Source organism: Exiguobacterium sp. s22 (genome assembly GCF_018617455.1).
Taxonomy (GTDB): Bacteria; Bacillota; Bacilli; order Exiguobacteriales; family Exiguobacteriaceae; genus Exiguobacterium.
Window position 1 is genome coordinate 398945 of sequence record NZ_JACSKD010000002.1, and the last position, 22965, is coordinate 421909.

The 22965-nt window shown below is 46.4% G+C and carries 22 protein-coding genes; 15 read left to right on the forward strand and 7 right to left on the reverse strand.

Going from position 1 to position 22965, the window contains the following annotated elements; all coding sequences use genetic code 11:
- Positions 1-12 precede the first annotated feature (12 nt).
- Positions 13-612: a 30S ribosomal protein S4 gene (gene rpsD / locus KNO94_RS05800; RefSeq protein ID WP_031423120.1), complete on the reverse strand. Its 600-nt coding sequence runs from the start codon at positions 610-612 to the stop codon at positions 13-15.
- A 222-nt stretch (positions 613-834) separates the two neighbouring features.
- Positions 835-1317, reverse strand: coding sequence for a GAF domain-containing protein (locus tag KNO94_RS05805; RefSeq protein ID WP_214778157.1), 483 nt, complete (start codon positions 1315-1317; stop codon positions 835-837).
- 237 nt (positions 1318-1554) lie between these two features.
- Between KNO94_RS05805 and ezrA the strand changes: the two genes are divergently transcribed.
- Together ezrA and KNO94_RS05815 are read left to right on the forward strand one after the other, a co-directional pair.
- Positions 1555-3285, forward strand: coding sequence for a septation ring formation regulator EzrA (gene ezrA, locus KNO94_RS05810; RefSeq protein WP_214778159.1), 1731 nt, complete (start codon positions 1555-1557; stop codon positions 3283-3285).
- 74 nt (positions 3286-3359) lie between these two features.
- Positions 3360-4931 carry an amidohydrolase gene (locus tag KNO94_RS05815; RefSeq protein ID WP_214778161.1) on the forward strand — a complete coding sequence of 524 codons (1572 nt, stop codon included), beginning with the start codon at positions 3360-3362 and terminating at the stop codon, positions 4929-4931.
- A gap of 54 nt (positions 4932-4985) precedes the next feature.
- Here KNO94_RS05815 and KNO94_RS05820 read toward each other — a convergent pair whose 3' ends face one another.
- Positions 4986-5804: an NAD kinase gene (locus KNO94_RS05820; RefSeq protein ID WP_214741377.1), complete on the reverse strand. Its 819-nt coding sequence runs from the start codon at positions 5802-5804 to the stop codon at positions 4986-4988.
- Positions 5805-5953: 149 nt separating this feature from the next.
- Between KNO94_RS05820 and tpx the strand changes: the two genes are divergently transcribed.
- The 4 genes from tpx (at position 5954) to KNO94_RS15355 (ending at position 9774) form a co-directional block, all read left to right on the forward strand.
- The gene (gene tpx / locus KNO94_RS05825; RefSeq protein WP_214741374.1) at positions 5954-6442 is read left to right on the forward strand and encodes a thiol peroxidase; all 489 of its coding nucleotides are present in this window, start codon (positions 5954-5956) and stop codon (positions 6440-6442) included.
- 95 nt (positions 6443-6537) lie between these two features.
- Positions 6538-7431: a class I SAM-dependent methyltransferase gene (locus KNO94_RS05830; RefSeq protein ID WP_214778162.1), complete on the forward strand. Its 894-nt coding sequence runs from the start codon at positions 6538-6540 to the stop codon at positions 7429-7431.
- A gap of 119 nt (positions 7432-7550) precedes the next feature.
- On the forward strand, positions 7551-8762 hold the full coding sequence (locus KNO94_RS05835; RefSeq protein WP_214778164.1) for an acetate kinase: 1212 nt from the start codon (positions 7551-7553) through the stop codon (positions 8760-8762).
- A 409-nt stretch (positions 8763-9171) separates the two neighbouring features.
- Entirely contained in the window at positions 9172-9774 is a 603-nt protein-coding gene (locus KNO94_RS15355; protein WP_214778166.1) for a 3D domain-containing protein, read from the forward strand.
- Positions 9775-9826: 52 nt separating this feature from the next.
- On the opposite strand, the gene KNO94_RS05845 is transcribed toward KNO94_RS15355, so the two are convergent.
- Complete coding sequence (locus KNO94_RS05845) at positions 9827-10264, reverse strand: universal stress protein (RefSeq protein ID WP_214741368.1); 438 nt, start codon at positions 10262-10264, stop codon at positions 9827-9829.
- Between the two features lie 183 nt (positions 10265-10447).
- Here KNO94_RS05845 and KNO94_RS05850 point away from each other — a divergent pair, with 183 nt between their 5' ends.
- Complete coding sequence (locus tag KNO94_RS05850) at positions 10448-11173, forward strand: SDR family oxidoreductase (protein ID WP_214778167.1); 726 nt, start codon at positions 10448-10450, stop codon at positions 11171-11173.
- 10 nt (positions 11174-11183) lie between these two features.
- Positions 11184-11906 (forward strand): metallophosphoesterase family protein, encoded by a 723-nt coding sequence (locus tag KNO94_RS05855; RefSeq protein ID WP_214778169.1) that lies wholly within the window; start codon positions 11184-11186, stop codon positions 11904-11906.
- Between the two features lie 42 nt (positions 11907-11948).
- Here KNO94_RS05855 and KNO94_RS05860 read toward each other — a convergent pair whose 3' ends face one another.
- Positions 11949-13046, reverse strand: coding sequence for a M24 family metallopeptidase (locus tag KNO94_RS05860; RefSeq protein ID WP_214778170.1), 1098 nt, complete (start codon positions 13044-13046; stop codon positions 11949-11951).
- Between the two features lie 165 nt (positions 13047-13211).
- On the opposite strand from KNO94_RS05860, the gene KNO94_RS05865 reads away from it, so the two are divergent.
- Positions 13212-14522 (forward strand): DRTGG domain-containing protein, encoded by a 1311-nt coding sequence (locus tag KNO94_RS05865; protein ID WP_214741360.1) that lies wholly within the window; start codon positions 13212-13214, stop codon positions 14520-14522.
- Positions 14523-14563: 41 nt separating this feature from the next.
- Here the strand turns inward: KNO94_RS05865 and KNO94_RS05870 are convergent, their stop codons facing one another.
- Positions 14564-14878, reverse strand: coding sequence for a YtpI family protein (locus KNO94_RS05870; protein WP_251125836.1), 315 nt, complete (start codon positions 14876-14878; stop codon positions 14564-14566).
- A gap of 75 nt (positions 14879-14953) precedes the next feature.
- Between KNO94_RS05870 and KNO94_RS05875 the strand changes: the two genes are divergently transcribed.
- A complete protein-coding gene (locus KNO94_RS05875; protein ID WP_214778171.1) occupies positions 14954-15922 on the forward strand; it encodes a DHH family phosphoesterase in 969 nt (322 codons plus the stop codon).
- 16 nt (positions 15923-15938) lie between these two features.
- Here KNO94_RS05875 and KNO94_RS05880 read toward each other — a convergent pair whose 3' ends face one another.
- On the reverse strand, positions 15939-16130 hold the full coding sequence (locus KNO94_RS05880; RefSeq protein ID WP_214741349.1) for a YtzJ family protein: 192 nt from the start codon (positions 16128-16130) through the stop codon (positions 15939-15941).
- Positions 16131-16232: 102 nt separating this feature from the next.
- Between KNO94_RS05880 and dnaE the strand changes: the two genes are divergently transcribed.
- From dnaE to pfkA, 5 genes are all read left to right on the forward strand, one after another.
- A complete protein-coding gene (gene dnaE / locus KNO94_RS05885; protein ID WP_214778172.1) occupies positions 16233-19400 on the forward strand; it encodes a DNA polymerase III subunit alpha in 3168 nt (1055 codons plus the stop codon).
- 47 nt (positions 19401-19447) lie between these two features.
- The gene (locus KNO94_RS05890; protein WP_353047829.1) at positions 19448-20032 is read left to right on the forward strand and encodes a FadR/GntR family transcriptional regulator; all 585 of its coding nucleotides are present in this window, start codon (positions 19448-19450) and stop codon (positions 20030-20032) included.
- Between the two features lie 14 nt (positions 20033-20046).
- Positions 20047-20901: an acetyl-CoA carboxylase, carboxyltransferase subunit beta gene (gene accD / locus KNO94_RS05895; RefSeq protein ID WP_214778308.1), complete on the forward strand. Its 855-nt coding sequence runs from the start codon at positions 20047-20049 to the stop codon at positions 20899-20901.
- On the forward strand, positions 20894-21829 hold the full coding sequence (gene accA, locus KNO94_RS05900; RefSeq protein WP_214778173.1) for an acetyl-CoA carboxylase carboxyl transferase subunit alpha: 936 nt from the start codon (positions 20894-20896) through the stop codon (positions 21827-21829). The genes accD and accA overlap by 8 nt, the downstream gene beginning before the upstream one ends.
- A 160-nt stretch (positions 21830-21989) precedes the next feature.
- A complete protein-coding gene (pfkA, locus tag KNO94_RS05905; RefSeq protein ID WP_012726720.1) occupies positions 21990-22958 on the forward strand; it encodes a 6-phosphofructokinase in 969 nt (322 codons plus the stop codon).
- The last annotated feature ends 7 nt before the right edge of the window (positions 22959-22965 follow it).

The window sequence follows — 22965 nt, forward strand, 5'->3', positions numbered from 1 at the left end:
GGATAAAAAGCATTAACGTGAGTAGTACTCGACGATGAGTTGCTCTTTGATTTGGTCGTTGAGTTCAGCGCGTTCTGGGAGACGTACGAATGTACCTTCGAGTTTCTCAGCGTCAAACGATACGAAGTCTTTTGTAGCTGGTGCTACTTCAAGAGCTTCAGCGATTGCTTTCACGTTTTTCGATTTTTCGCGAACTGCGATTACTTGACCTGGTTTTACGCGGTAAGACGCGATGTCTACGCGTGATCCGTCAACTGTGATGTGACCGTGGTTGACGAGTTGGCGTGCTCCACGACGTGTGCGAGCGAGGCCGAAACGGTAAACGAGGTTGTCAAGGCGTGATTCGAGCAAGAACATGAAGTTCTCACCGTGGATGCCTGGCATTTTACCAGCATCGTTGAAGATGCGGCGGAATTGCTTCTCGTTCACTCCGTACATGTGACGAAGTGCTTGCTTCGCTTGAAGCTGAAGACCGTATTCTGAGATTTTCTTACGACCATTTCCGTGTTGACCTGGTGCGTAAGGACGTTTTGCTAATTCTTTACCCGTTTCGCTAAGTGAAATTCCTAAGCGACGCGAGAGTTTCCAAGCTGGACCTGTGTAACGAGCCATGATTGGACTCCTCCTTGTTGTTCATGTATTTTGCACAAAAGAACAACGGTGTCAAAGACGAGTAACGCCCCTTTCAAGGTACAAGCACCTTCACTTGATAGCGAAGCTACGAGATGCCCCTCCGACTAAGTCGAGGCCCGAAAGGTGGATACGTTTGTCGATGACTGCTATCGTCATTTCATGCACAAAGATGAGTATACGATGAATCGAATTGCTTGTCAATCAAATATATCGAAGTAATGTCTCGCAGAAACGCTCAAGACCTTGACGGTCGATTTCTGAGAATCGATCGAATTCAGGGCTGTCGATATCGAGCACACCAATCGTTTTCCCGTCACGAACGAGAGGGATGACGATTTCAGAATTTGAAGCGGCATCACAAGCGATATGTCCCGGGAATTGATGAACATCAGCAACGAGTTGTGTTTCTTGTGTAGCCGCAGCAGTTCCGCATACCCCTTTACCGAATGAGATATGAACACAAGCCGGGAGTCCTTGGAATGGTCCTAAAATGAGACTGTCTTCTGAATCAGCCACATAGAATCCGACCCAATTGATCCGGTCTAAAAATTGGTTGAGTAATGCGCTGGCGTTGGCAAGGTTCGCCACCGTATTTGTTTCGCCTTCTAGTAGAGCGGCAAGTTGCTTATTTAATAGTTCGTAACCGGCTGTCAAATCACCTGAGTACGATGTCGTTTGGAACATATGAATCCCCCTCCATCTTTCATGTTTTTAGAATTTAGCATTATGGTACACGCAAAATTCGGATTTGTCTTGCAAGAAAGTTCTGAAAAAATGAACAATCTCCACTGAAACCATTGGAAAACCTATGCAAATCGTTAGTTCTATAATATGATTAGGTATATCTATTCTTATAAAATACTTCTTTTTTTATATAAAGGTACATAAGTCCACGAAAGCGGCTTGGAGGTTGTGACAAAGATGGATTACGGAATTTATGGATTAATCATTGGAATCATCGTCGTCGTATTAGGCGGGATGTTGGGAAGTATGCTCATCCGAAGGAATTTTTACCAGAAAATAGACGACTTGGACATGAGGAAACAAAGTGTGCTTAGCGCAAGTATCCCCGTCGAGCTCCAGAAATTCAAACAGTGGCCGATGGAAGGGGAAACGAAAGAAAAGTTTGATCGATGGCATCAATCTTGGGATGAGTTGGTCAGCGTGCACGCGGGTCAAATTGATGAAGCGTTATACCGGGCTGAAGAAGACTTGGATAAATACCGTTTCATGAAAGTGAAAGCAGACCTGAATGCGACTGAGCAACTTATTGAAGAACTCGAGACGATGGTACACGCCATGCTCGATGAGATGGATGAGTTTACGACACATCACACGTCTCTCTTAGATATTGTGAAGCAAGATGAAAAAGAACTATATCAGTTCCGTAAAACGTTGAATTCACAAAATCATGCGTTCGGACCGACCTATGCACTAGTGGAACAAGAAATCGCTGCCGCCGAGGCGAAACGTAGCGAGATGATCAACTTAAAGCAGGCCGGTCAAGTCTCCGAAGCATTTGAAACGGGGCAGTCTCTATCGGCCCAAGTCGGTCATATCCGTGAACTGATTCGAATCATTCCGCAATTCGTACGTACCGTTCAAGTCGAGTTGAAACAACAACTTCAACAGTTACGGGCCGGACATAAAGAAATGCAAATGGACGGATATGCCCTTGAACCGCTTGGATTGATGGAAGAAATTGATCAAGCAGAAGACCGTCGCGAAGAATTGATGACTCGAATCGAACGATTGGAATTCGATCATTTTGAAGAGGACATGCAGCAATTGAGCTCCGACATCGATCAATTGTTCGAAGCGTTCCGTACTGAGGTCGATGCCCGCCAATACGTGAAAAAAGAATTTGCGACGATTCAAGAGCGTGAATTGCAGTCCACTGAAATCATGAACAACCTGCAAACCGAAATGTCCAAACTTGTCAGTAATTATGAAATTAATGCCCGTGTCGGTGAGGAGTTCGAACAATTAGAGCGTGAACGGACAACCCTTACGGCAAACGTTCTCGATATCGAACAGGCACTGGTTGCACAAATGTTACCGTACAGTATGATCAAATCCAAAGTGCAGGAAGCGAAGCGGTCGCTCGACCAATTCAATGCCATGCATGAACGATTCATTGAAGATACGAATTCGTTACGGAAAGAAGAACTTGAAGTTCGTCATAAATTAGAAACGTGGAAGAAAGAATTGTCCGCACATCGTCGCTTGTTAGCGAAGAGTGCGATGCCGATCATCCCAAATGATTTATCCAATGATTTGCGTCAGCTTCAAAAGGGTGTGCAATCGTTAGATGAACAGTTTGATAAAGCGCCATTCAATATGACGTATATCGTCGGATTGAGCCATGACGTCGAAGAGATGATGGACAACTTCCGTGACCGTGTCCATGCACTGATCCGTCAAGTGACGTATGCGGAACAGTTATTGCAATACGCAAACCGCTTCCGTCGCCGCGATAATGAGATTCATATCGCCTTGACACTTGCGGAAAATAAGTTCCTGCACGGTGAATATGGTACTGCCGTCGAAATCGGAGAGCGTGTGCTCGGTCGTTTTGACGAAAATGGAGCACATGAGATTCGTCAACGGGTAGACAAAGGATTGGAGCAACAAGAGTTGCTAAAAAAATAAACAACGCATGAAGATTGACGGAAACGGGAAAAACGTAGACGTCAATCTTTTTTCAATCGAGGAGGAGTCGTTAGATGGGTACACTATGGGTTAACGGGAATATCTATACATTGAATAAGCCGGGTGAAATGATGCGCTCTATGTTTGTAGAACACGGTCGTGTTTTGAAGATGGGAGAGGAGGGGCATCTTCGCCGTACATATGCCGGTCGCATCGAGAAGATTGTGAATTTAGAAGGAAAGAGTGTATATCCTGCATTCACCGATTCACATATCCATCTTGTCGGTTACGGGGAAGCGCTCGACCGTGTCGATGCGAGTGAAGCGACAAACATTCGAGAGTTGCTGGAGACGATGAAACAACAAGGTTCGGACGACGATTGGATTGTGGCAGAAGGATTTGACGATCGTCTGCTCGGTGACATGCCGACACGAGAGATGATTGATGAAGTGATTAGCGACCGTCCCGTCGTGTTGAAACGTGTTTGTCGTCATGTGGCCGTCGTGAACTCGAAAGGACTCGAGCGACTCGGACTGATCCATCATACGGTAATCGAAGGTGGAAAACTTGGTCGAGATGAAGAGGGGAAATTGAACGGTGTTTTATATGATGCTGCGTTAGACCTCTTGTATAAAGAATTGAGTGGAAACCGTAAGAAAAATGCCGCTTCCCTTCGTCGGGCAATCGATTCATTATTCGCACATGGAATCGTTGGCGCCCATACGGAGGACTTGTTCTATCATGGAGATCCGCTCGAGACGATTCAAGCGTATGAAGATGTACTGAGTGAACTTCCATTCCAGGCACACCTACTCGTTCATGAACAAGTAGTGGATCGCGTCATCCAACAAGATGCGATGACAAAACGGAAACGTTTTGATTTTGGGGCGATGAAAATGTTTGTCGATGGTTCCTTTGGGGGGCGTACCGCACTCTTGTCTTCGCCGTACGCAGATGATCGAGGACAACGGGGGATTGAAGTACATCGACCAGATCACCTTGAAGCATTGGTGAAAAAGGCACGTACTTACGGGATGAACGTGGCGGCCCATGTGATCGGCGATGCCGCGGTCGAACAGTTTGTCAGTTTACTTGAGAAATATCCTGCTAAGAAAGGGACGCGTGATCGAATCATTCACGCTTCTTTGTTAAACGACTCACTCATCAAACGGATCAAATCGCTTCCCGTATTGATTGATGCGCAACCTGTATTTCTCTCAGACGATTTAGATATGTTGTTTGAGCGATTAGGAAACGAACGGGTACAAGACGTATACCGTTTCAAGTCGCTCCTTGATACAGGGGCGCTCGTATTAGGGGGGAGTGATGCCCCGATTTCATCAGTCGACGTACGGAAAGGACTATTCGGAGCGGTCACAAGACAGTCCTTCAACGGGTCGAGTACATTAAATCCGAGTGAACGCCTTTCGATGTATGAGGCACTCCGAAGCTTCACGTATTCACCGCACGTGGCGACGGGGACACACGGAAGAAACGGACTATTGATTCAAAGTTATAACGCGAACTTTACAGTATGGGACGAAGATTTCTTTGACTTAAAAGGGGAAGACATTTTGCAAAATCGTCTCGTCATGACAGTCGTTGAAGGAACGCCTGTCTATGAGTCAGAAGCGGTCACATCCTAAAATGAAAGAGAGGAGCCATTCATCCAATCGGGATGCGTGACTCCTCTTTCTTGTTTAGAAGAATGAACGTTGCACTTTATGCCAGAACGAGTTATTCCGAAGTTTGACAGTTTTAATGACTTTGTCTGAGAGTTCAATGTCGATCCGGTCCGTATATTTCAAGCTGAGGGCTTCATTGTCCATCCCGATAATCGGATAATCGTTTCCGTCCTCGACAATACGAAGTGATAACTTACGCGAATCATGTACGATGAATGATGAACCGAGTGTGCGGTAACGGTTGTTGTTGACCGAGGCGATTTCACTCACTTGCATACATGGGATGAGCGGGTCGACGACCGCTCCGCTGAGCGATTTGTTGTAGGCGGTCGACCCAGTCGGTGTCGACACGACCATTCCGTCCCCACGGAATGTCTCGAAATGTAAATCGTCGATGTATACCTCAATTGCGAGTGATTTGATGATACTCGATTTAATTGAAGCTTCATTTAAACAAAGAAGTGGTGTCGATTCGTTAATCGATGCCGAGAGAAGTGGGTACTTCCGAACTTCAAGACCTTCTTCGATTCGCATCGAGTTGTCTGAGAAGAGGCGATCAATTTCATCGAGTTTATGTATGTCGAAATCACAATAAAACTCGTTCAATCCACGACCGAATCCTACATAAATCGCATCCTGACGAAAACCTGTGTAGCGAACAGCCTGCAAGAAGGCCCCGTCTCCACCGACTGCAGCGATGATGTTCGCATCTTCCGGCTGATTGACGATGTTGAACCCGTGTTTTTCCCCGATTTCTTTTAATTTCTTCACTTCTTTAGTGAATTCGTTGACGTTACGATGGTACAAATAGACGTTATTTCTCATCTGAGTCATCCCCTTTGTCAATGGTGTCTCCTACATTATAACGTGTTTCCCCCGACCGATATAGGGAAAACTGAAACAGGGCCAAAAGCAGGAAGTTTGTCAAAGGCTCAATTTCATCGATATGATGAACAGGTAACTAATATAAAGGGGATGAGTTCATGCCAACATTTAAAGGGAACAACGTGACACTACAAGGGAATCCGGTGAAAGTGGGAGACCAAGCACCTGACTTCCGTGTCTTGACGACGGCTCTAGAAGAAGTGACATTAGCGAGTTATCCGGGGAAAAAACTAATCAGTGTCATTCCTTCCATTGATACGGGCGTATGTGATACACAAACACGCGAATTCAATGAGAAGGCTTCATCACTTGGTGGAACAGTCTTGACCGTATCGAACGACCTCCCATTCGCACAACGTCGTTGGTGCTCAGCTTCGGGTCTAGACAACGTGGTCACACTCTCTGACCACCGTGATCTCTCATTTGCGAAAGCATACGGTGTATTAATTGAGGAAATGCGACTTCTCGCGCGCTCGGTGTTTGTCGTCGATTCAAATGGAGTCGTACAGTACGTAGAGTACATGGATGAAATGACAAATGAGGTCGATTTCGAAGCGGCGCTTCAAGCGTTCGAACAAGTGAATTGATTCGTTTGGCGAAATTGATTAAAATAGCTTACACTAGAACGTGAACCGACCGGTCCTCTTATGGGGGCCGGTTTTGTATGGAAAGGATGAACGAAATGGAACGTTTTGAACAACTGTATCGCGATTGGAAACAAGAAGCGAAGAAACTTGTCAAAGACTTAGATGTATTACCGATTGAAGCGCTCGTTCAAGTGTTTGATCATGTCGATATCGAGAACGAGAAAACGGATGATGTCCGAAAAGCGGTCAGTCTACTTGTCCTTGAAGAAACGACACAACTGCCACCGAACAATCAACCGACGCCGGATGCGGTCAGTTTATTCATGGGATACTTGGCAACGAAACTGCTCAAAGATGGCGCGACAGTGCTTGACCTTGGAAGTGGGACGGGTACCTTGTCACACGCAATCCTCTCTCAGTTGAAAGAAGCGACAGCTCAGGCGGTCGAAGTGGATGAGTTATTACTTCGCCTATCTTATTCAATCAGTAACTTATTAAAAGAGCCGGTTTCTTATTTCCATCAAGATGCCCTAGCTCCTTTATTTGTCGAGCCGAGTGATTTATCCGTAGCTGATTTACCAGTCGGATACTATCCGAACGATGATGTCGCAGCCGAGTATGACATGAAGCGAGAGGAAGGCCATTCCTATTCACATTTCCTAATGATGGAACAGGCAATCCGACATACTAAACCGGGTGGGCACGGACTATTCGTCATTCCGAACAATTTGTTTGAACAGGATGATGAAGGGAAATTAAAACAATGGATGGACCGCGAGGCCGTCGTCAAAGGGGTCATTCAGCTTCCGACGACGATGTTCAAGGACGAACGTTATGCGAAAAGCTTATTGCTCCTCCAAAAAGTAGGCGAAGGCGTCACACGACCGAAACAAGCTCTATTTGTGGAACTTCCGTCATTCACTGATGTCAGAGCAGTTGCCGGTGTGGTGAAACAGATTGACGATTGGTTCAAAACAACTCAAAAATAATGGACAAAATACTTGAAAAAGGTATGCAAAATCAAGTATCTTCATTATGATACAGTTATCAGTTTTAAATTGAACAGATAAAGATATGCGTTTAAAACGAAAGGTAAGAGGTGTATGACATGACGAAAATTATGGCAGTCAATGCTGGTAGTTCATCGCTCAAGTTCCAGTTACTCGAGATGCCAACGGAAGAGTTGCTCGCGGTCGGACTTGTAGAGCGTGTAGGGAAAGAAGATGCGATTTTTACAATCAAGTACGGTGAAGGACAGAAGTTTAACGTGGTTACACCACTTCACACGCACAAAGAAGCGGTTGAATTGACGTTGGAGAAATTGATCGAATTGGACATCATCCAATCGTTCGATGAGATTTCTGGCGTAGGTCACCGTGTGTTACACGGGAAAGAGGTGTATGCGGATTCGGTCGTCATCGACGACGAAGTCATGAAGAACATCGAGTCGTTCACAGAACTCGGACCCCTTCATATCCCACCAAACTTGACAGGTATTCGTGCATTCCAGGCCATTTTGCCGAATGTCCCACAAGTAGCGGTATTCGATACAGCGTTCCATCAATCAATGCCTGAAGAGAACTTCTTGTACAGTCTTCCTTATGAATACTATACGGAACATGGCGTACGTAAGTATGGTTTCCACGGAACGAGCCACAAGTATGTCACACAGCGTGCGGCAGAACTTCTCGGTCGTCCGCTTGAAGACTTACGTTTGATTTCTTGTCACCTCGGTAGCGGTGCGTCAATCGCGGCAGTTGCAGGTGGACGTTCAATCGATACAACGATGGGCTTCACACCTCTTGAAGGAATCACGATGGGAACACGTTCAGGTTCATTGGACCCTGCGCTCATTCCGTTCTTGATGCAAAAAACAGGGAAATCTGCTGAAGACGTATTGAACGTCATGAACAAAGAGTCTGGCGTATACGGTCTCTCTGGTATCTCAAGCGACTTGCGTGACATCGAGCAAGCGGCTGCAGAAGGTAACCACCGTGCAGAAGTTTCGTTGAAAATCTTCTCAAACCGTATTCATGGTTACATCGGTCAATATGCGGCTGAAATGAATGGTGTCGACGCCATCATCTTCACAGCAGGTGTCGGTGAGAACTCAGACGTCATCCGTGAACGTATCCTTCGTGGTCTCGAATTCATGGGCGTCTACTGGGATCCTTCCCTTAACAACGGAGCTCGCGGCAAAGAGTTGTTCATCAACTACCCGCATTCACCGGTTAAGGTCATCATCATCCCGACGAACGAAGAATTGGTCATCGCTCGTGACACGGTTCGCGTCGCAAACCTTGTCGAAGAACACGCATAAGTTGAAACAAACCCCACGTTACATTGTGTAACGTGGGGTTTTTCTGAGTCTTTTTACCTAATGTGGGATCATTTAAATAGGACAAAGGTTTTCTCTGTTGTAATATTAGGCGCCTCATTTACATCGTTTTGTAATACTTGCGTCATGAATAAACCATTTATTGGATGTAAATTTATATAAATATCTCTACTTCGTTTCAAATCACTCTTATCGTGTGATAAATAGTCCGTTTTGACATCGATTTGTAATGTTTGTGTCACTCAAATGAACAGGAAGTGTAACGGCACTGACGGATGTTTCAGCATATAGTTATCTGGACGAAATATTCATCGGAAAGCTATGAATCACCTGTTACATATGGGTCGATCTCAAAGGATAAACAAATTGACGAAGAGAGGACGAAAAACGTATGTTGAAAAAAATCATGACGCTCTTACTTCTCGCAATCGCCGTATTTGCATTTTCTCTACCATCTTCACAAGTAGAAGCAGCAACTAAGAAAGTATATGTTTCGACAAAGTCGGGTTCGAAGATGATTTATGCTGAAGGGAAATCAAATGCACGAGTGATTGGAAAGATGACAGCGAGTGATCGTCTTCAACGGACGGGTTCTCGAGGCGCTTGGATTCGTGTGAACTATAAAGGGAAAGCTGGATGGGTTCCTACAAAGAACTTACGTTCAGTGAGTGCGCCTAAACCAATCAAACCAGCAAGCGTGAAAACATATACGATGAAAGCATCTGCTTATACACCGTATTGCAAAGGGTGTTCTGGAAAAACGGCACTCGGATGGAACGTTCGGACTCAAAAACGCAACGTCATCGCGGTTGACCCACGCGTCATTCCGCTCGGAACAAAAGTTCAAGTTTACGTGGGGAGTAAGTTACTCGGTACGTATACAGCGGCTGATACGGGTGGGGCGATTAAAGGAAACAAAATCGATATCTTAATGTATTCACATAGTGCGGCGATTCAATTCGGTCGTAAAACGGTCACGGTCAAAGTGTTGTGATCAATAGTAAAAGGGTCTTGCATCGGCAAGACCCTTTTTTGTGCATGAATGATTATTGGCGGACAATGAGAACGTCGCATTTTGCATATCGGACGATACTTTCAGATACACTTCCGATAAAGAAACGTTCGACGGCGTTAAGACCAGTCGCGCCACAAATAATAAGATCAATATCATGGTTAGGCGCAATCTTTTTCGCGATTGTCACTTTAGGAGAACCGTATTCAATTACGGTCTCAACTTCTTTTACGCCACGCTCTTTCGCGCGCTTCACATAGTCTTCAAGTAATTCTTTCGCATATGTCTCAGCGCGTTCGGTGATTGTTCGGTCATAAGCTTCAACAGTCGCAAACGTACGCGTATCAATCACATGACCAACGTACAATTTTCCTTCGTTACGAATCGCGACATCGATCGCTGTTTCAAATGCACGTTCTGCCTCTTTCGATCCATCAACGGCAGATAAAATGTGTTTGTATACAATTGCCATGTAAATCCCAACCTTTCGCTCGAAATATACGTTCGGCTTACATATATAGTATACCACTTCTTTCAGTTTTCACGCTGTTTCGCCATGAAAAGGAGTGAATTTTTTCATGACTTTGTTCACGACATGTCCAAGTTTGGAATTCATGTGAAAGAACAGGTAAAATAAAGCGAAGGAGGTAGGGCGATGAAACATGTGATGATTACATCTGGGGCAAAAGGGATCGGTCGTGTCGTGACAGAACGGCTTTTGCACGAAGGTTGGCACGTCAGCATCCTGCAGCGTAACCCCATTGATTGGGAACATGAACGAATACATATGATTGAGGCGGGGTTGACCGACCGTAATCAACTGCTCTCGGCTTACGAAGAGGCAGTCGAGCGATTTGGTGAACCGAGTGCCTTGATTTTAAACGCGGGACCATACATTTTCGAAAGAAAACCGCTCGTCGAGTTGTCGGATGAAGAATGGGACGAAGTATTGATTGGTAATCTATCCGCCTCGTTTTGGCTGATGCGTCGTGTGATTCCTTCGATGCGATCGAATCGCTTCGGACGCATCATCTCATACGGTTTTCCGGAAAGTGGGACGGCACCTGGCTGGATTCATCGTTCTGCATTTGCCGCTGCAAAGACAGGGCTCGTCAGTTTGACGAAATCGGTCGCATTAGAAGAGGCACCGTTCGGAATTACGGTGAACATGGTCAACCCGGGAAATATCGTCGGATCTCAAAAAGAGATGCGAATTGAAGAAGCAGAAGTGGATGAAGGGACTCCGGTTGGTCGACACGGTACCGGAGAAGATATTGCGCGTTTAATTTCTTTCTTATTACAAGAAGATTCGGATATGATCACGGGAGCCGTCATTGATGTGACGGGTGGGGTCAACGTCGTCCATCAGTATCGGAAGTGAGGGGGAAGCGATGAAGATTGGAGTAATCACAGACGTTCACGGGAATCTCGAAGCGTTACAAGCCGTTCTTCAAGTTATGGATAGGGAACGGGTCGACGTCATCTGGTCACTCGGTGACATGATTGCGATGGGACCGGACTCGAATGCGGTCATGGAGCGGTTACTCGATCGAGGAGCGTACATGATTTCTGGAAATCATGATGAAGCGGTCCTCTCGCTATTGGCTGGGCAGGGGCACCCGGAAAGTTATGCCCATACACGTCTTCACCATGAGTGGGTCGCACGACATTTGGAAACTAAATATGCGGATGTCCTTGACTCTCTTCCTCGAACGATGTCTAGTGGAATGGCTGGCGAAACGGTGTTCGGCATCCATTATCACATCCCAAAAGAAAAGCGGGAAGCGACAATTATCGAAGAACCGTTTCATGAAATCCTTGAACCAACACTTGGAAATATGCAACGTCTGTACGGTGAATACGAAGGAGATGTCATCTTATTTGGACATCACCATTCCGTTCATTTGTTTGAAGATGACAGCAAACGTTACTTCAATCCGGGTGCACTCGGGGTGGCGAAAGATGATCTTGCTCGCTTTGCCATATTGTCAGAGGGAGAAACGGGACTTGATCTTGAACTTCAGGCGGTACCGTACGACAAGCGTGCCTTTTTGGAGAAGATGGAACGCTATGAGGTTCCTCAACGAGATGTCATGATGCGATTATTCTATTAAGGTATGTAAAAAGTGCGATCCTTGAACGGATCGCACTTTTTGTCATTCAATCTCTTGAAGCGTTTTTGGATAACTCGTCAACGTGATAGGACCACTTTCTGTCATGACGAGATCGTCTTCAATCCGAACACCACCGACACCTGGTAAATAGATACCCGGTTCGACTGTGAAAGTCATACCGACTTGAGCAGTCATGTCGTTGTTTGCTGCCATCGATGGATGTTCATGTACTTCAATGCCAATCCCATGACCGATTCGGTGAGTGAAGTATTCGCCGTATCCGGCAGAGGTGATGACTTGGCGTGCCGCGATGTCGATGGTGCCGAGTGTTGTTCCGACGTTTGCCATCTCGATTGCTGCTTCTTCAGCTTGGAGAACCGTTTCATAAAGTTCGCGTTGTTTCTTACTTGCTTCACCGAAGACGACTGTACGTGTGATATCTGAACAATATCCTTGCCAGACGACGCCGAGGTCGAATAAGGCGAAGTCACCTTTTTTCAAGCGATTGTTACCTGGTACACCGTGAGGGTCGGCGCTATTTTCACCGAACAAGACGAGTGTATCAAAGGACATCTCACGTACGCCTTGTTGCTTCATAGCGTATTCGATATCGGCGATGACCTCGAGCTCGGTCACACCTTCGCGGAGTGAACGGATTCCGGCTTCAATTGCCATATCAGCCAGTTCAGCGGCACGTTTCATCACACGGACTTCATCCGGTGACTTGATCATGCGTAACGTTTGGAGTTCGTCGGTCAAGTCGATAATCGAAAGACCTGCAAAACCGGCGCGAAGTTGCTCAACACGATTAAAGGTTAAATGCTCGCCTTCGATTCCGATTCGTTCAGGAACGATTTGGTTATCGAGGAACAGTTTGACGATTGTGTCCCATGGGTTCTCATGGTCCATGTACGTCACGATCTCACCTGACCATTCACTTGCTTCGACAATCCCTTTTTCGAGAGCCGGGCAAATGATGGCGGTTGTGCCGTTTTTTAGAACCAAGATAGCAATGAGACGCTCGTGAGCTTCCGCATAGACTCCCGAAAAGTAAAACACGGATGCCTTCGATGTGATGAACGCCGCATCTAATCCTTTTGTCGCTAAAGATTGTGCAATTTGATTGGTACGTTGATTCAAAATGAATCCCTTCCCTTCTACCTCTTACGTTGACTACGTGTCTATTATAGCGGTTTCGAAAACAGAAAGGAAATGTTGCAATTTGATTGGTACAGTTTGAACAACTTTGACTGATACAGTATACTGGAATGAGTAGAAAATGTATTGAGAGAAGGGACTCCGAGTATGACCACAAAACATGAACAGATCATAGCACATATCGAGTCGCTCGATGTTGGGTCAAAAATTTCGGTCCGTCAAATCGCTAAAGAGTTAGCGGTTTCAGAAGGTACGGCCTACCGAGCCATCAAAGAAGCTGAGAACCTCGGCTTCGTGTCCACCATTGAACGAGTGGGGACGATCCGGATTAAACGAAAACATAAAGAAAATATTGAAAAACTCACATTCGCTGAAGTCGTCAATATCGTCGATGGACAAGTATTGGGCGGTCGGAACGGGTTACACAAGACGTTATCGAAATTTGTAATCGGTGCCATGAAGCTTGAAGCGATGATGCGGTATATCGATGTCGACTCGCTCGTCATTATCGGGAACCGTGAAAAAGCGCATGAACTTGTCCTGCAATCAGGTGGAGCCGTCTTGATCACAGGGGGATTTGATACGACGGATGAAGTGAAACGAATGGCGGACAAGTATGATATGCCAGTCATTTCCACATCGTATGACAGTTTTACCGTTGCGACGATGATCAACCGCGCGATTTATGACCGATTGATCAAAAAAGAAATTTTACTCGTCTCAGATATCGTCATTCCGCTTCACGACACATTCTATCTGAAGTCCGATGACACGGTGAAACGTTGGCACGAATTGAACGAGCGAACGAAACATAACCGTTATCCCGTCATCGATGAACAGATGAAGGTGGTCGGTGTGATTACAGCGAAGGACGTCATCGACAAACCTCATGACCATGATATCGAAAAGGTCATGACGAAAAGTCCGATTACAGTGGGCGTCCAAACGAGCGTCACCAATGCGGCCCATCAGATGGTATGGGAAGGGATTGAAATGCTTCCTGTCGTCGACAACTATGGACGATTGCTCGGAATCATTAGCCGTCAAGACGTGCTGAAGGCACTTCAACTTGCAAATCGTCAACCGCAAGTCGGTGAAACGTTTGATAATATGATCACGAACCAATTGAAAGAAGATCCTACATCGAACGGGACGGCATTCACGGTCGAAGTCGCACCTCAGATGACGAGTCATATGGGGACTGCCTCATCTGGCGTGCTGACGACCTTATTGGTCGAAGGGGCGACGCGTAGTCTGCGCCACATGAAAAAAGGGGATTTGGTGGTTGAGAACATCACGGTCTATTTCATGAAACCCATTCAAATTGAAAGTCAGATCCGGGTGTCGGCCAACGTCTTCGATCTCGGACGGAAGTTCGGGAAAGTGGATGTGGAAATGACGCAAGGGACTCAACTTGTTGCCAAAGCGCTCGTCACGGCACAACTCATCGATCGGTAAAGAAAAGAGCACCTGCTACATCGAGTAGCGGGTGCTCTTGTTCATGATGGCGTATTCGTCGGTTCTTCTGCGGCGAGTGGATAGATCTTCCGATAACGGATGAATCCGACAATCGCGTTACCGAGACCGACAATGAGCATGACGATACTGACAATCCAACCGACAGTCGAATTGAGTCCGAAGCCACCGACCATTTGGTTTGCGGCGAATAGTGCGAGGAATAAACTTAACCAAATCAAGGCCTGAGTATTGAACAAGGCTTTTCGGTTCGGTGTCTTTGTCAAAAAGGCACGGCGCTTGAAGACTAAGTAAGCTCCGAGCGCGAACAAAATGAGTCCAATCATGACAAGTTGCAAGTGAAGGAACCCCTTTCTATCTCGTAATCTGTTATCATCATACCATAAGAGTGTGGAGGAAAGTGAGGAATCATCATGACGCAATGGCAGGAAGCAGAAACAATCAAATCGGAAATCGAAGCGGCAAGCACCATTTTCATTCATCGCCACGTCCGACCAGACCCTGATGCACTAGGGAGTCAATTAGGGTTACAACATATTTTGAAATCGGTCCATCCAGATAAACAAATTTATGTGGTCGGTGGCATGGTACCCGACCTCGAGTTTTTGGGTAAGATGGAACACGTTGAGGAAGAGATGTACCGGGATGCTCTCGTGTTGATTCTCGACACAGCCAATCAAGAACGAATCGATGGACCATTCGCGTTGAAAGGAAAGACAATCATCAAAATCGATCATCACCCTGATGAAGACCCGTATGCGATGACCCAGATCGTAGACACGACGGTCAGCTCGACGTCTGAGATGATTGCGGAACTCGCGGACCGTTGGGGATATCCAATCGACCAAGAAGCAGCATTCTTGCTCTATGCTGGCATCGTAGGCGATACAGGGCGATTCCAATTCCGAAACGCCACGGCACGGACGTTTGAAATCGCCTCAACTTTAATTGCGAAAGACATCGATACGAACAAGCTCTATCGACATATGTATAAAACGAATTTGGCGACCCTGCAACTTCAAGGATACGTGCTTCAACATGTCAACGTGACGGATGAAGGGGTCGGATATGTGAAGATTGACAAAGATGTACTTCGTACGTTCCATGCCTCTCCGGAAGCGGCGTCCCAACTCGTCAATAGTTTTTCCGGTTTAGAAGGCTTGAAATGTTGGGTCATGTTCGTGGAAAACAAAGAGGAGATTCGTGTCAGGATTCGGTCGAAAGGTCCGGTCATCAATGAGGTTGCCAAACGATATCGTGGGGGCGGTCATCCGATGGCGGCCGGTGCCACGATCGACACTTGGGATGAGATGGATGACGTCATTTCGGCATTGAATGAAGTGGCGAAGGGATTCACGTTTGAAGAAAATAAAGAGAGCTGACCGCGGTCAGCTCTCTTTATTTGTCTCCATCTTCTTGTGGGATGAACCAAGTGCCACGCTCCGTCACATCCTCGACGACATCGAGTTGATACTCGGTGATGTATTTTCGAAGCCGCTCAATGATTTCTGGACTGTCCGCAAATACGGTCTGACCGTTCTGTAATTTTTCTAACTTATCACGTGCGATTTGTCCCCGATTGATAATCATACGCTTTTACCCCCTTTTATCATGAATATTGTCTATAATTATTGTATCAGAGAAGAGATGAATTGAGTTTGACAATTCGTTTAAATAGAGAGGAGGACATCGATGATTCATCTAAATGTTAGAACTGCTTATAGCTTACTACAAAGTACGATTCGATTAGAACAATATGTCATGCAGATGACTGAACGGGGAAGTCGCGCCGTCGCCATCGCAGATGATGCCTTTTATGGTGTCCCGACATTTCTATCTTTATGCAAGCGATATGAGGTGAAACCACTCATCGGATTGAGGACGGTCCTTCGCTTAGATGGATTAGACATATCGGTTCTTGTCTACGCTTCGAATAAAGCCGAGATTCAGGAACAATATCGATTCATCCAAGCGGGAGGGATTGATGGTCGAACATCGATGCCGCTTATTGTTCTTCCTGAAAATTGGAAAGCGAGCGACCCGGTTCACCGACGTCGCCTTTATCATCAACTCTTGTCGTTCGTGGATGAAGAGAAGCTGTGGCTAGGACTCCCTGCACCTCAAACGACAGAACAAGTGCAAGTATTGAAACAACTTCGCCTCATGCGTGAAGAGTTAGCGGTTCAGTTGATTCCGGCCCCTGAAACGAGATATATGAAACCGGAAGACGTGGAAGGTTTCCGGGCAATCTCTGCCATCCGTGAGGGAGAAGTGTTGTCGAATGAAGATGTGCGACAAAAAGGACTACACGTTCGATTGCCGAGTGAGATGAATGACTGGTTCACGATGGAAGAGTTGGCACAATTGGATCGATTCGAGAAAAGCATTCAGCTCGAACAGCTTCCAACCGCGGAAGTAGCCATCCCGGAGATACCGGATGCAGACCAAACGTTAAAACGTCTTGTCGCTGAACGATTAAAGGCGTTGGAGCTTTTAAAGGAACCTTATATTGAACGAGCGAAGTTCGAACTAGAAGTGATTGCAAAGACCGGATTTTCTTCTTACTTCTTGATTGTTGAGGACATCATCCGATTTGCCCGAGAGTCAGGGATTGAAGTCGGTCCAGGTCGGGGTTCTGCTGCCGGTTCTCTCGTCAGTTTTGCCCTTCACATCACAGAAATCGACCCGGTTCGATATGGTTTGCTCTTTGAACGATTTTTAAATCCGGAACGGGTGTCGATGCCGGATATCGACCTCGACTTTGAGGACGAGCGTCGAGAAGAAGTGGTCTCTTATGTCCTGTCGAAATATGGTCAAGATCATGCGGCTCAAATCGGAACGCTTGCCACATTCGGGGCGAAGGCGGCAATTCGTGACGTTGCGAGAGCGCTCGGCATGACGCTCGAGGAAGGTCAGGCGGCGAGTAAACAAGTGAAGACGGGTGGACTAGACGAGTTAATGTCGAACTCGAAACAGATGAAATGGTTCGCGGGTAGCCAAAAGCGTCAACAACTGTTGCGGATTGCGAAACAGTTAGAAGGATTACCACGTCAATCTTCCGTTCACGCAGCCGGAATCGTCCTCAGTCGTCAACCGATTGAAGAAGTGACCCCGCTCCAGCCTGAACTAGATGAACGTGTGACCCAATATAATATGAAGGATTTGGAAAAAATCGGGCTCTTGAAAATTGATTTGCTCGGATTACGTAATTTGACGCGTTTACGACAAATGGAAGAGTTGATTCGTGAGAATGATGCCTTATTCTCCTTAAAAACAATCCCATTGAACGATGCAAAAACATATCGCCTTCTTGCTAGAGGGGAAACGGATGGCATCTTCCAATTTGAATCGACAGGGATGAAGCAAGCACTTCGGCAAGTGAAGCCAACTGAATTTGAGGATATCGTTGTCACAATGTCCCTCTATCGGCCGGGGCCGATGCAGTTCATCGAAACGTATGCGAAACGAAAACATGGGATGCCTTATCAGCCTGTCCATCCAGACGTAGGGGAGATTATGAAACCGACATACGGAGTACTCGTCTATCAGGAGCAAGTGATGAAACTGCTTCGTAAATTAGGGGGGTACTCCTACGCGGAAGCGGATTTAGTCAGACGTGCCATCGCTAAAAAAGAGGTCGGTATGATTGAGCGGGAGCGGGAACGATTTTTAAATCAGGCAAAAGCAGGTGACAAAGACGTTCTGACGCAAATCTTTTCGTGGATTGAAAAGTTCGCGGGATACGGATTTAACCGTTCTCATGCGGTCGCCTACAGTATGATCAGCTATCGATTGGCTTATGTAAAGGCTCATTATCCTCGTGTCTTCCATGTCGTGACATCGGAAAAAACGAGTGAACTTGTCAAATTGCTTAGAAAAGAACAGATCCCGGTGTATCCACCAGACGTCTTACATGGTCATGCTGACGCGACGCTTGAAGGGCCAGGTGTCCGTCTTGGATTAAAAGCGATTCAAGGTCTGACCAAACGTGAGGTCGAGCGACTGATTGAGTTGAACGGACAAGTGAAAGATGTCAGAACGCTTCAAGAAATGATGGAATGGAGACAGAAAGACCAGCTCAAATTGCGTCGTTTGCTTGGGGCAGGTGCCCTTGACAGAATGTACCATGGAAATCGAACGAGTGCCTTTGAAGCAGTGGAGCGTTTGCGAGAAGAAGCAGGTACACACTTTTTGCCGGATGAATTATCTTCACTCGGACTCAAACAAAAGAAAGTGAACGAACCGAATTGGTCTGAAGAAGAAAGGGAGGCGCTCGGGACGTGGGTCGTGCATTCCCCACTAACCTCGATTCCGAACGTCGGCGTTAAACTTTCGACGATTGAAGAGATCATGAACGCATCGAATGGTTATTTAGTCGTATATGTAGATGACGTACGTACATTTATGACGAAAAAGCAAGAACGGATGGGTGTCATGATGGTGGACGATGGGATGTCTCAGGAAGAAGTTGTCGTTTTCCCACGAACGTTCGCTCAGTTTGGTCGATCGCTCTACATCGGAAATATATTACTACTTGAAGTGCACACGAACGAACGTGATGGACGTAAACAATTGATTGTCGAGCGAGTTCGCCCACTACATGGACATGCGTTATTCGTTCGGCTCACCGTTGACCGATTCTCAGAACTAGAAGACTGGATTCAGCGTTCACTAGGCGATGTTCCGGTCATCTGCCAATTTACGGATACGCGAGAAGTAAAGCAACTGGCTTCGGCTTTTTCCATCAATTCTAACGAGGAATATATAGCAGAGGCAAAGAGGCGGTTCGGGGAAGAAGATGTTGTCTTGAAGCGTATCGATACAAAAATGGTTGGTCCAGAAACTAGTACCAAGTCCTAAAAAGTGATATAATCGCACTAATTGGTCTGACCACTTATATATGTTACGTGATTCGAAAAAGGGAGTTGAACGGTCAGATGCATGAAAAACACGCATCCACATTTCACGAGAATATTTCTAAAATACGAAAATTAATCGTCCAATCGTCATTAGTTCCAGGAGATCGGCTACCGTCCGAACGAGAACTTGCCGAGACACTGTCAATCAGCCGTGCCTCAGTTCGCGAAGCGTTACGAGCACTCAGCTTTTTAGGCATTGTGGAGACAAGGCGTGGAGGCGGGACGTTCTTATGTGAACAAGACAGACACCAGTATATTGAGATCTTATCGGAATTCATCGTGACCAAACAGACGAAAGCGACCGATATCGTTGAGATGCTCCGACTATTGGAGCGCATGGCGTTCACAGAAGTGAAACCGACGAGTGAACGACTTACTGATTTAGAGAGAGTGATTGCTGACGATCGCCTGTTTCGTCAGCAACTCATCTTTCAGTTGGAGAATGAGTTGTTCATTCGAATTTGGAACGAAGTCAATCGATTTTTTGACGGATTAGACGTTGGGGATTTATACACGCTCGAGGAACGAAAGTTGTTAATCGAGACGTGGCGTGGAATGGGGATGCCGGAATGAACGAGGGGGAAGCGATGACTGCTTTTTTCAAGAAACCGAAACGATATATGCCATTGCGTCAACGAGAACCAAAAATTGACGCACCACAGGGTTTGATGACGAAATGCCCATCTTGTAAATATATGCATTATACAAAACAGCTTAACGAAAATCATAAAGTGTGTGATTGCGGCTACCATTTCCCGCTCCAGGCACAGGAACGGATTGATATGCTAGTCGATGAGGGATCGTTTGAACGCTTTGAAGGACCATCTGTCAAATCGAACCCACTCAACTTCCCTGACTATGAGGAGAAGCTGACGAAAGATCGAGAACGCACAGGGATTGAAGAAGCCGTCGTTTGCGGAAAAGCGACGATCGATGGACTCCCACTCGTCGTGTGTGTGATGGACTCGAGATTCCGTATGGGATCGATGGGTGCATACGTTGGAGAAGCGATTGCGTCAGCCGTTCGTACCGCCACATCGCTCGAACTTCCAGTCGTGTTATTCACTGCTTCAGGCGGAGCGCGAATGCAAGAAGGAATGGTCAGCTTGATGCAAATGGCGAATACGTCAATCGCATTGAAAGAGCATGACGAGGCAGGACTTTTGTATATTGCATATCTGACACACCCGACGACAGGTGGGGTGTCGGCGAGCTTTGCGATGTTAGGTGACTTAAATGTTGCGGAACCTGGAGCACTGATTGGTTTTGCCGGACGCCGGATCATCGAACAGACGATTCGTGAAAAACTGCCGGAGAACTTTCAGACGGCCGAGTTTTTACTCGAGTCTGGACAACTAGACGCTGTCATTCATCGAGAGCAGATGCGTTCGTTTTTGAAGAAGATGATTGGATTACACGATGGGGGTGTTCGTCATGTTTGACCCAATCAAAGAAGTGAACGAGCAGTTGAATAAATTGCGAGAGACAGCTGAAACAAAAGGCATCGATTTATCACGTGAAATCCGTCATCTCGAGTTAAAGCTCGACCGATTAGAAAAAGATATTTATGGGAATATGAAACCGTGGGACCGCGTGCAATTAGCGCGAAACCCAAAACGTCCGACAACACTCGATTACATCCATCATTTATTCCCGGACTTTATGGAACTCCATGGAGACCGACATGGATATGATGATGCGGCAATCGTCTCTGGACTTGCGACGTTTGAAGGTGTTCCGGTAACGATCATTGGTCATCAACGCGGTCGGAACACGAAAGAAAATATGAAACGAAACTTTGGGATGCCCCATCCAGAGGGTTACCGAAAAGCGCTGCGTTTCATGAAACAAGCCGAAAAATTCAACCGTCCTATTTTGACGTTCATTGACACGAAAGGAGCTTATCCTGGGAAAGCTGCTGAAGAACGAGGGCAAAGTGAAGCGATCGCTCGCAACTTATTTGAGATGGCGACGTTGAAAGTACCAATCGTCTCCGTTGTCATTGGGGAAGGTGGTTCAGGCGGTGCGCTTGGAATTGGTGTGTGTGACCGTCTATTGATGCTTGAGAACAGTACGTATTCGGTGATCTCGCCAGAAGGTGCAGCGGCACTGTTGTGGAAAGACGCGAAACAAGCGGAACGTGCGGCAGAAACGATGAAGATTACAGCACAAGATTTATACAACCTAGGGATTGTCGATGAAGTGGTCGGAGAAGTGTATGGGGGGGCACACGTTGATGTGTCACTACAGTCGTCACTCTTGAAACCTGTCTTATTACAGCACATGAATGAGTTGCTCGCGAAAGCAACTCCCGAGCTGATTCAAGGACGTGCTAACAAATATCATCAAATTGGCACAATTAATGAGTGAAAACGGTAACAATGGCTTTGAATAAAGCTTCATTCATTCATCAAGTGACTGCTTCGTGAGATACCCTATGCATTTTTTTCACATACTTGTGTTGTAAAACAAAGGTCAGACATGGTATTTTATTTTCAGATTTCGTTAAAACACATAAGAGGTGAGTGACGTGAATTTAAAACGTATTGCGGTATTAACAAGCGGAGGAGACGCTCCTGGAATGAACGCTGCTGTCCGTGCCGTGACCCGAAAAGCGATTTTCGAAGGTCTTGAAGTGTACGGCGTGTATAACGGCTACCAAGGATTAATCGAAGGCGATTTAGTCGAATTAAATCTCGGATCAGTCGGCGATATCATTCAACGTGGAGGTACGTTCCTTCGTTCTGCGCGCTGCCCTGAATTCAGAACAGAAGAAGGTCGCGCAAAAGCAGTAGAACAGTTGAAGAAATTCAATATCGATGCCCTCGTCGTCATCGGTGGAGACGGCTCTTATCGCGGAGCTCAAAAATTGACTGAACTCGGATTCCCGACAATCGGGCTTCCAGGTACAATCGATAACGATATCCCAGGAACAGATGCGACAATCGGTTTTGACACAGCGCTCAACACAGCGCTTGACGCGATTGATAAAATTCGTGACACGGCTTCATCCCATGAACGTACGTATGTCATTGAAGTGATGGGTCGCGACGCTGGTGATATCGCGCTTTATTCTGGTCTTGCTGGTGGTGCGGAGTCGATTCTCGTCCCAGAACGTCCAGAGGATTTGAATGCCATCGTGGAACGAATCAATCACGGGATTGCACGCGGTAAGAAACACTCGATCGTTATCGTTGCTGAAGGTGCGGGAAGTGCGGAAGAAATCGGCAAATTGATTGCTGAGAAGACGAACTCAGAAACACGTGTTACGATTCTCGGTCACATTCAACGTGGTGGTTCCCCAACTGCTGCGGACCGTGTCCTTGCAAGTCGTATGGGTGCATACGCTGTAGAGATCTTGCTCGAAGGGAAAGCGGGCCGCGTTGTCGGAATCCGAAACAACCAGATGATGGATCTCGATATCGATGAGGCGCTCGACAATAATAAGCACACGATTGATATGCAATTGATTGACCTCGTCAACCAATTGTCGATTTAAGTGATTC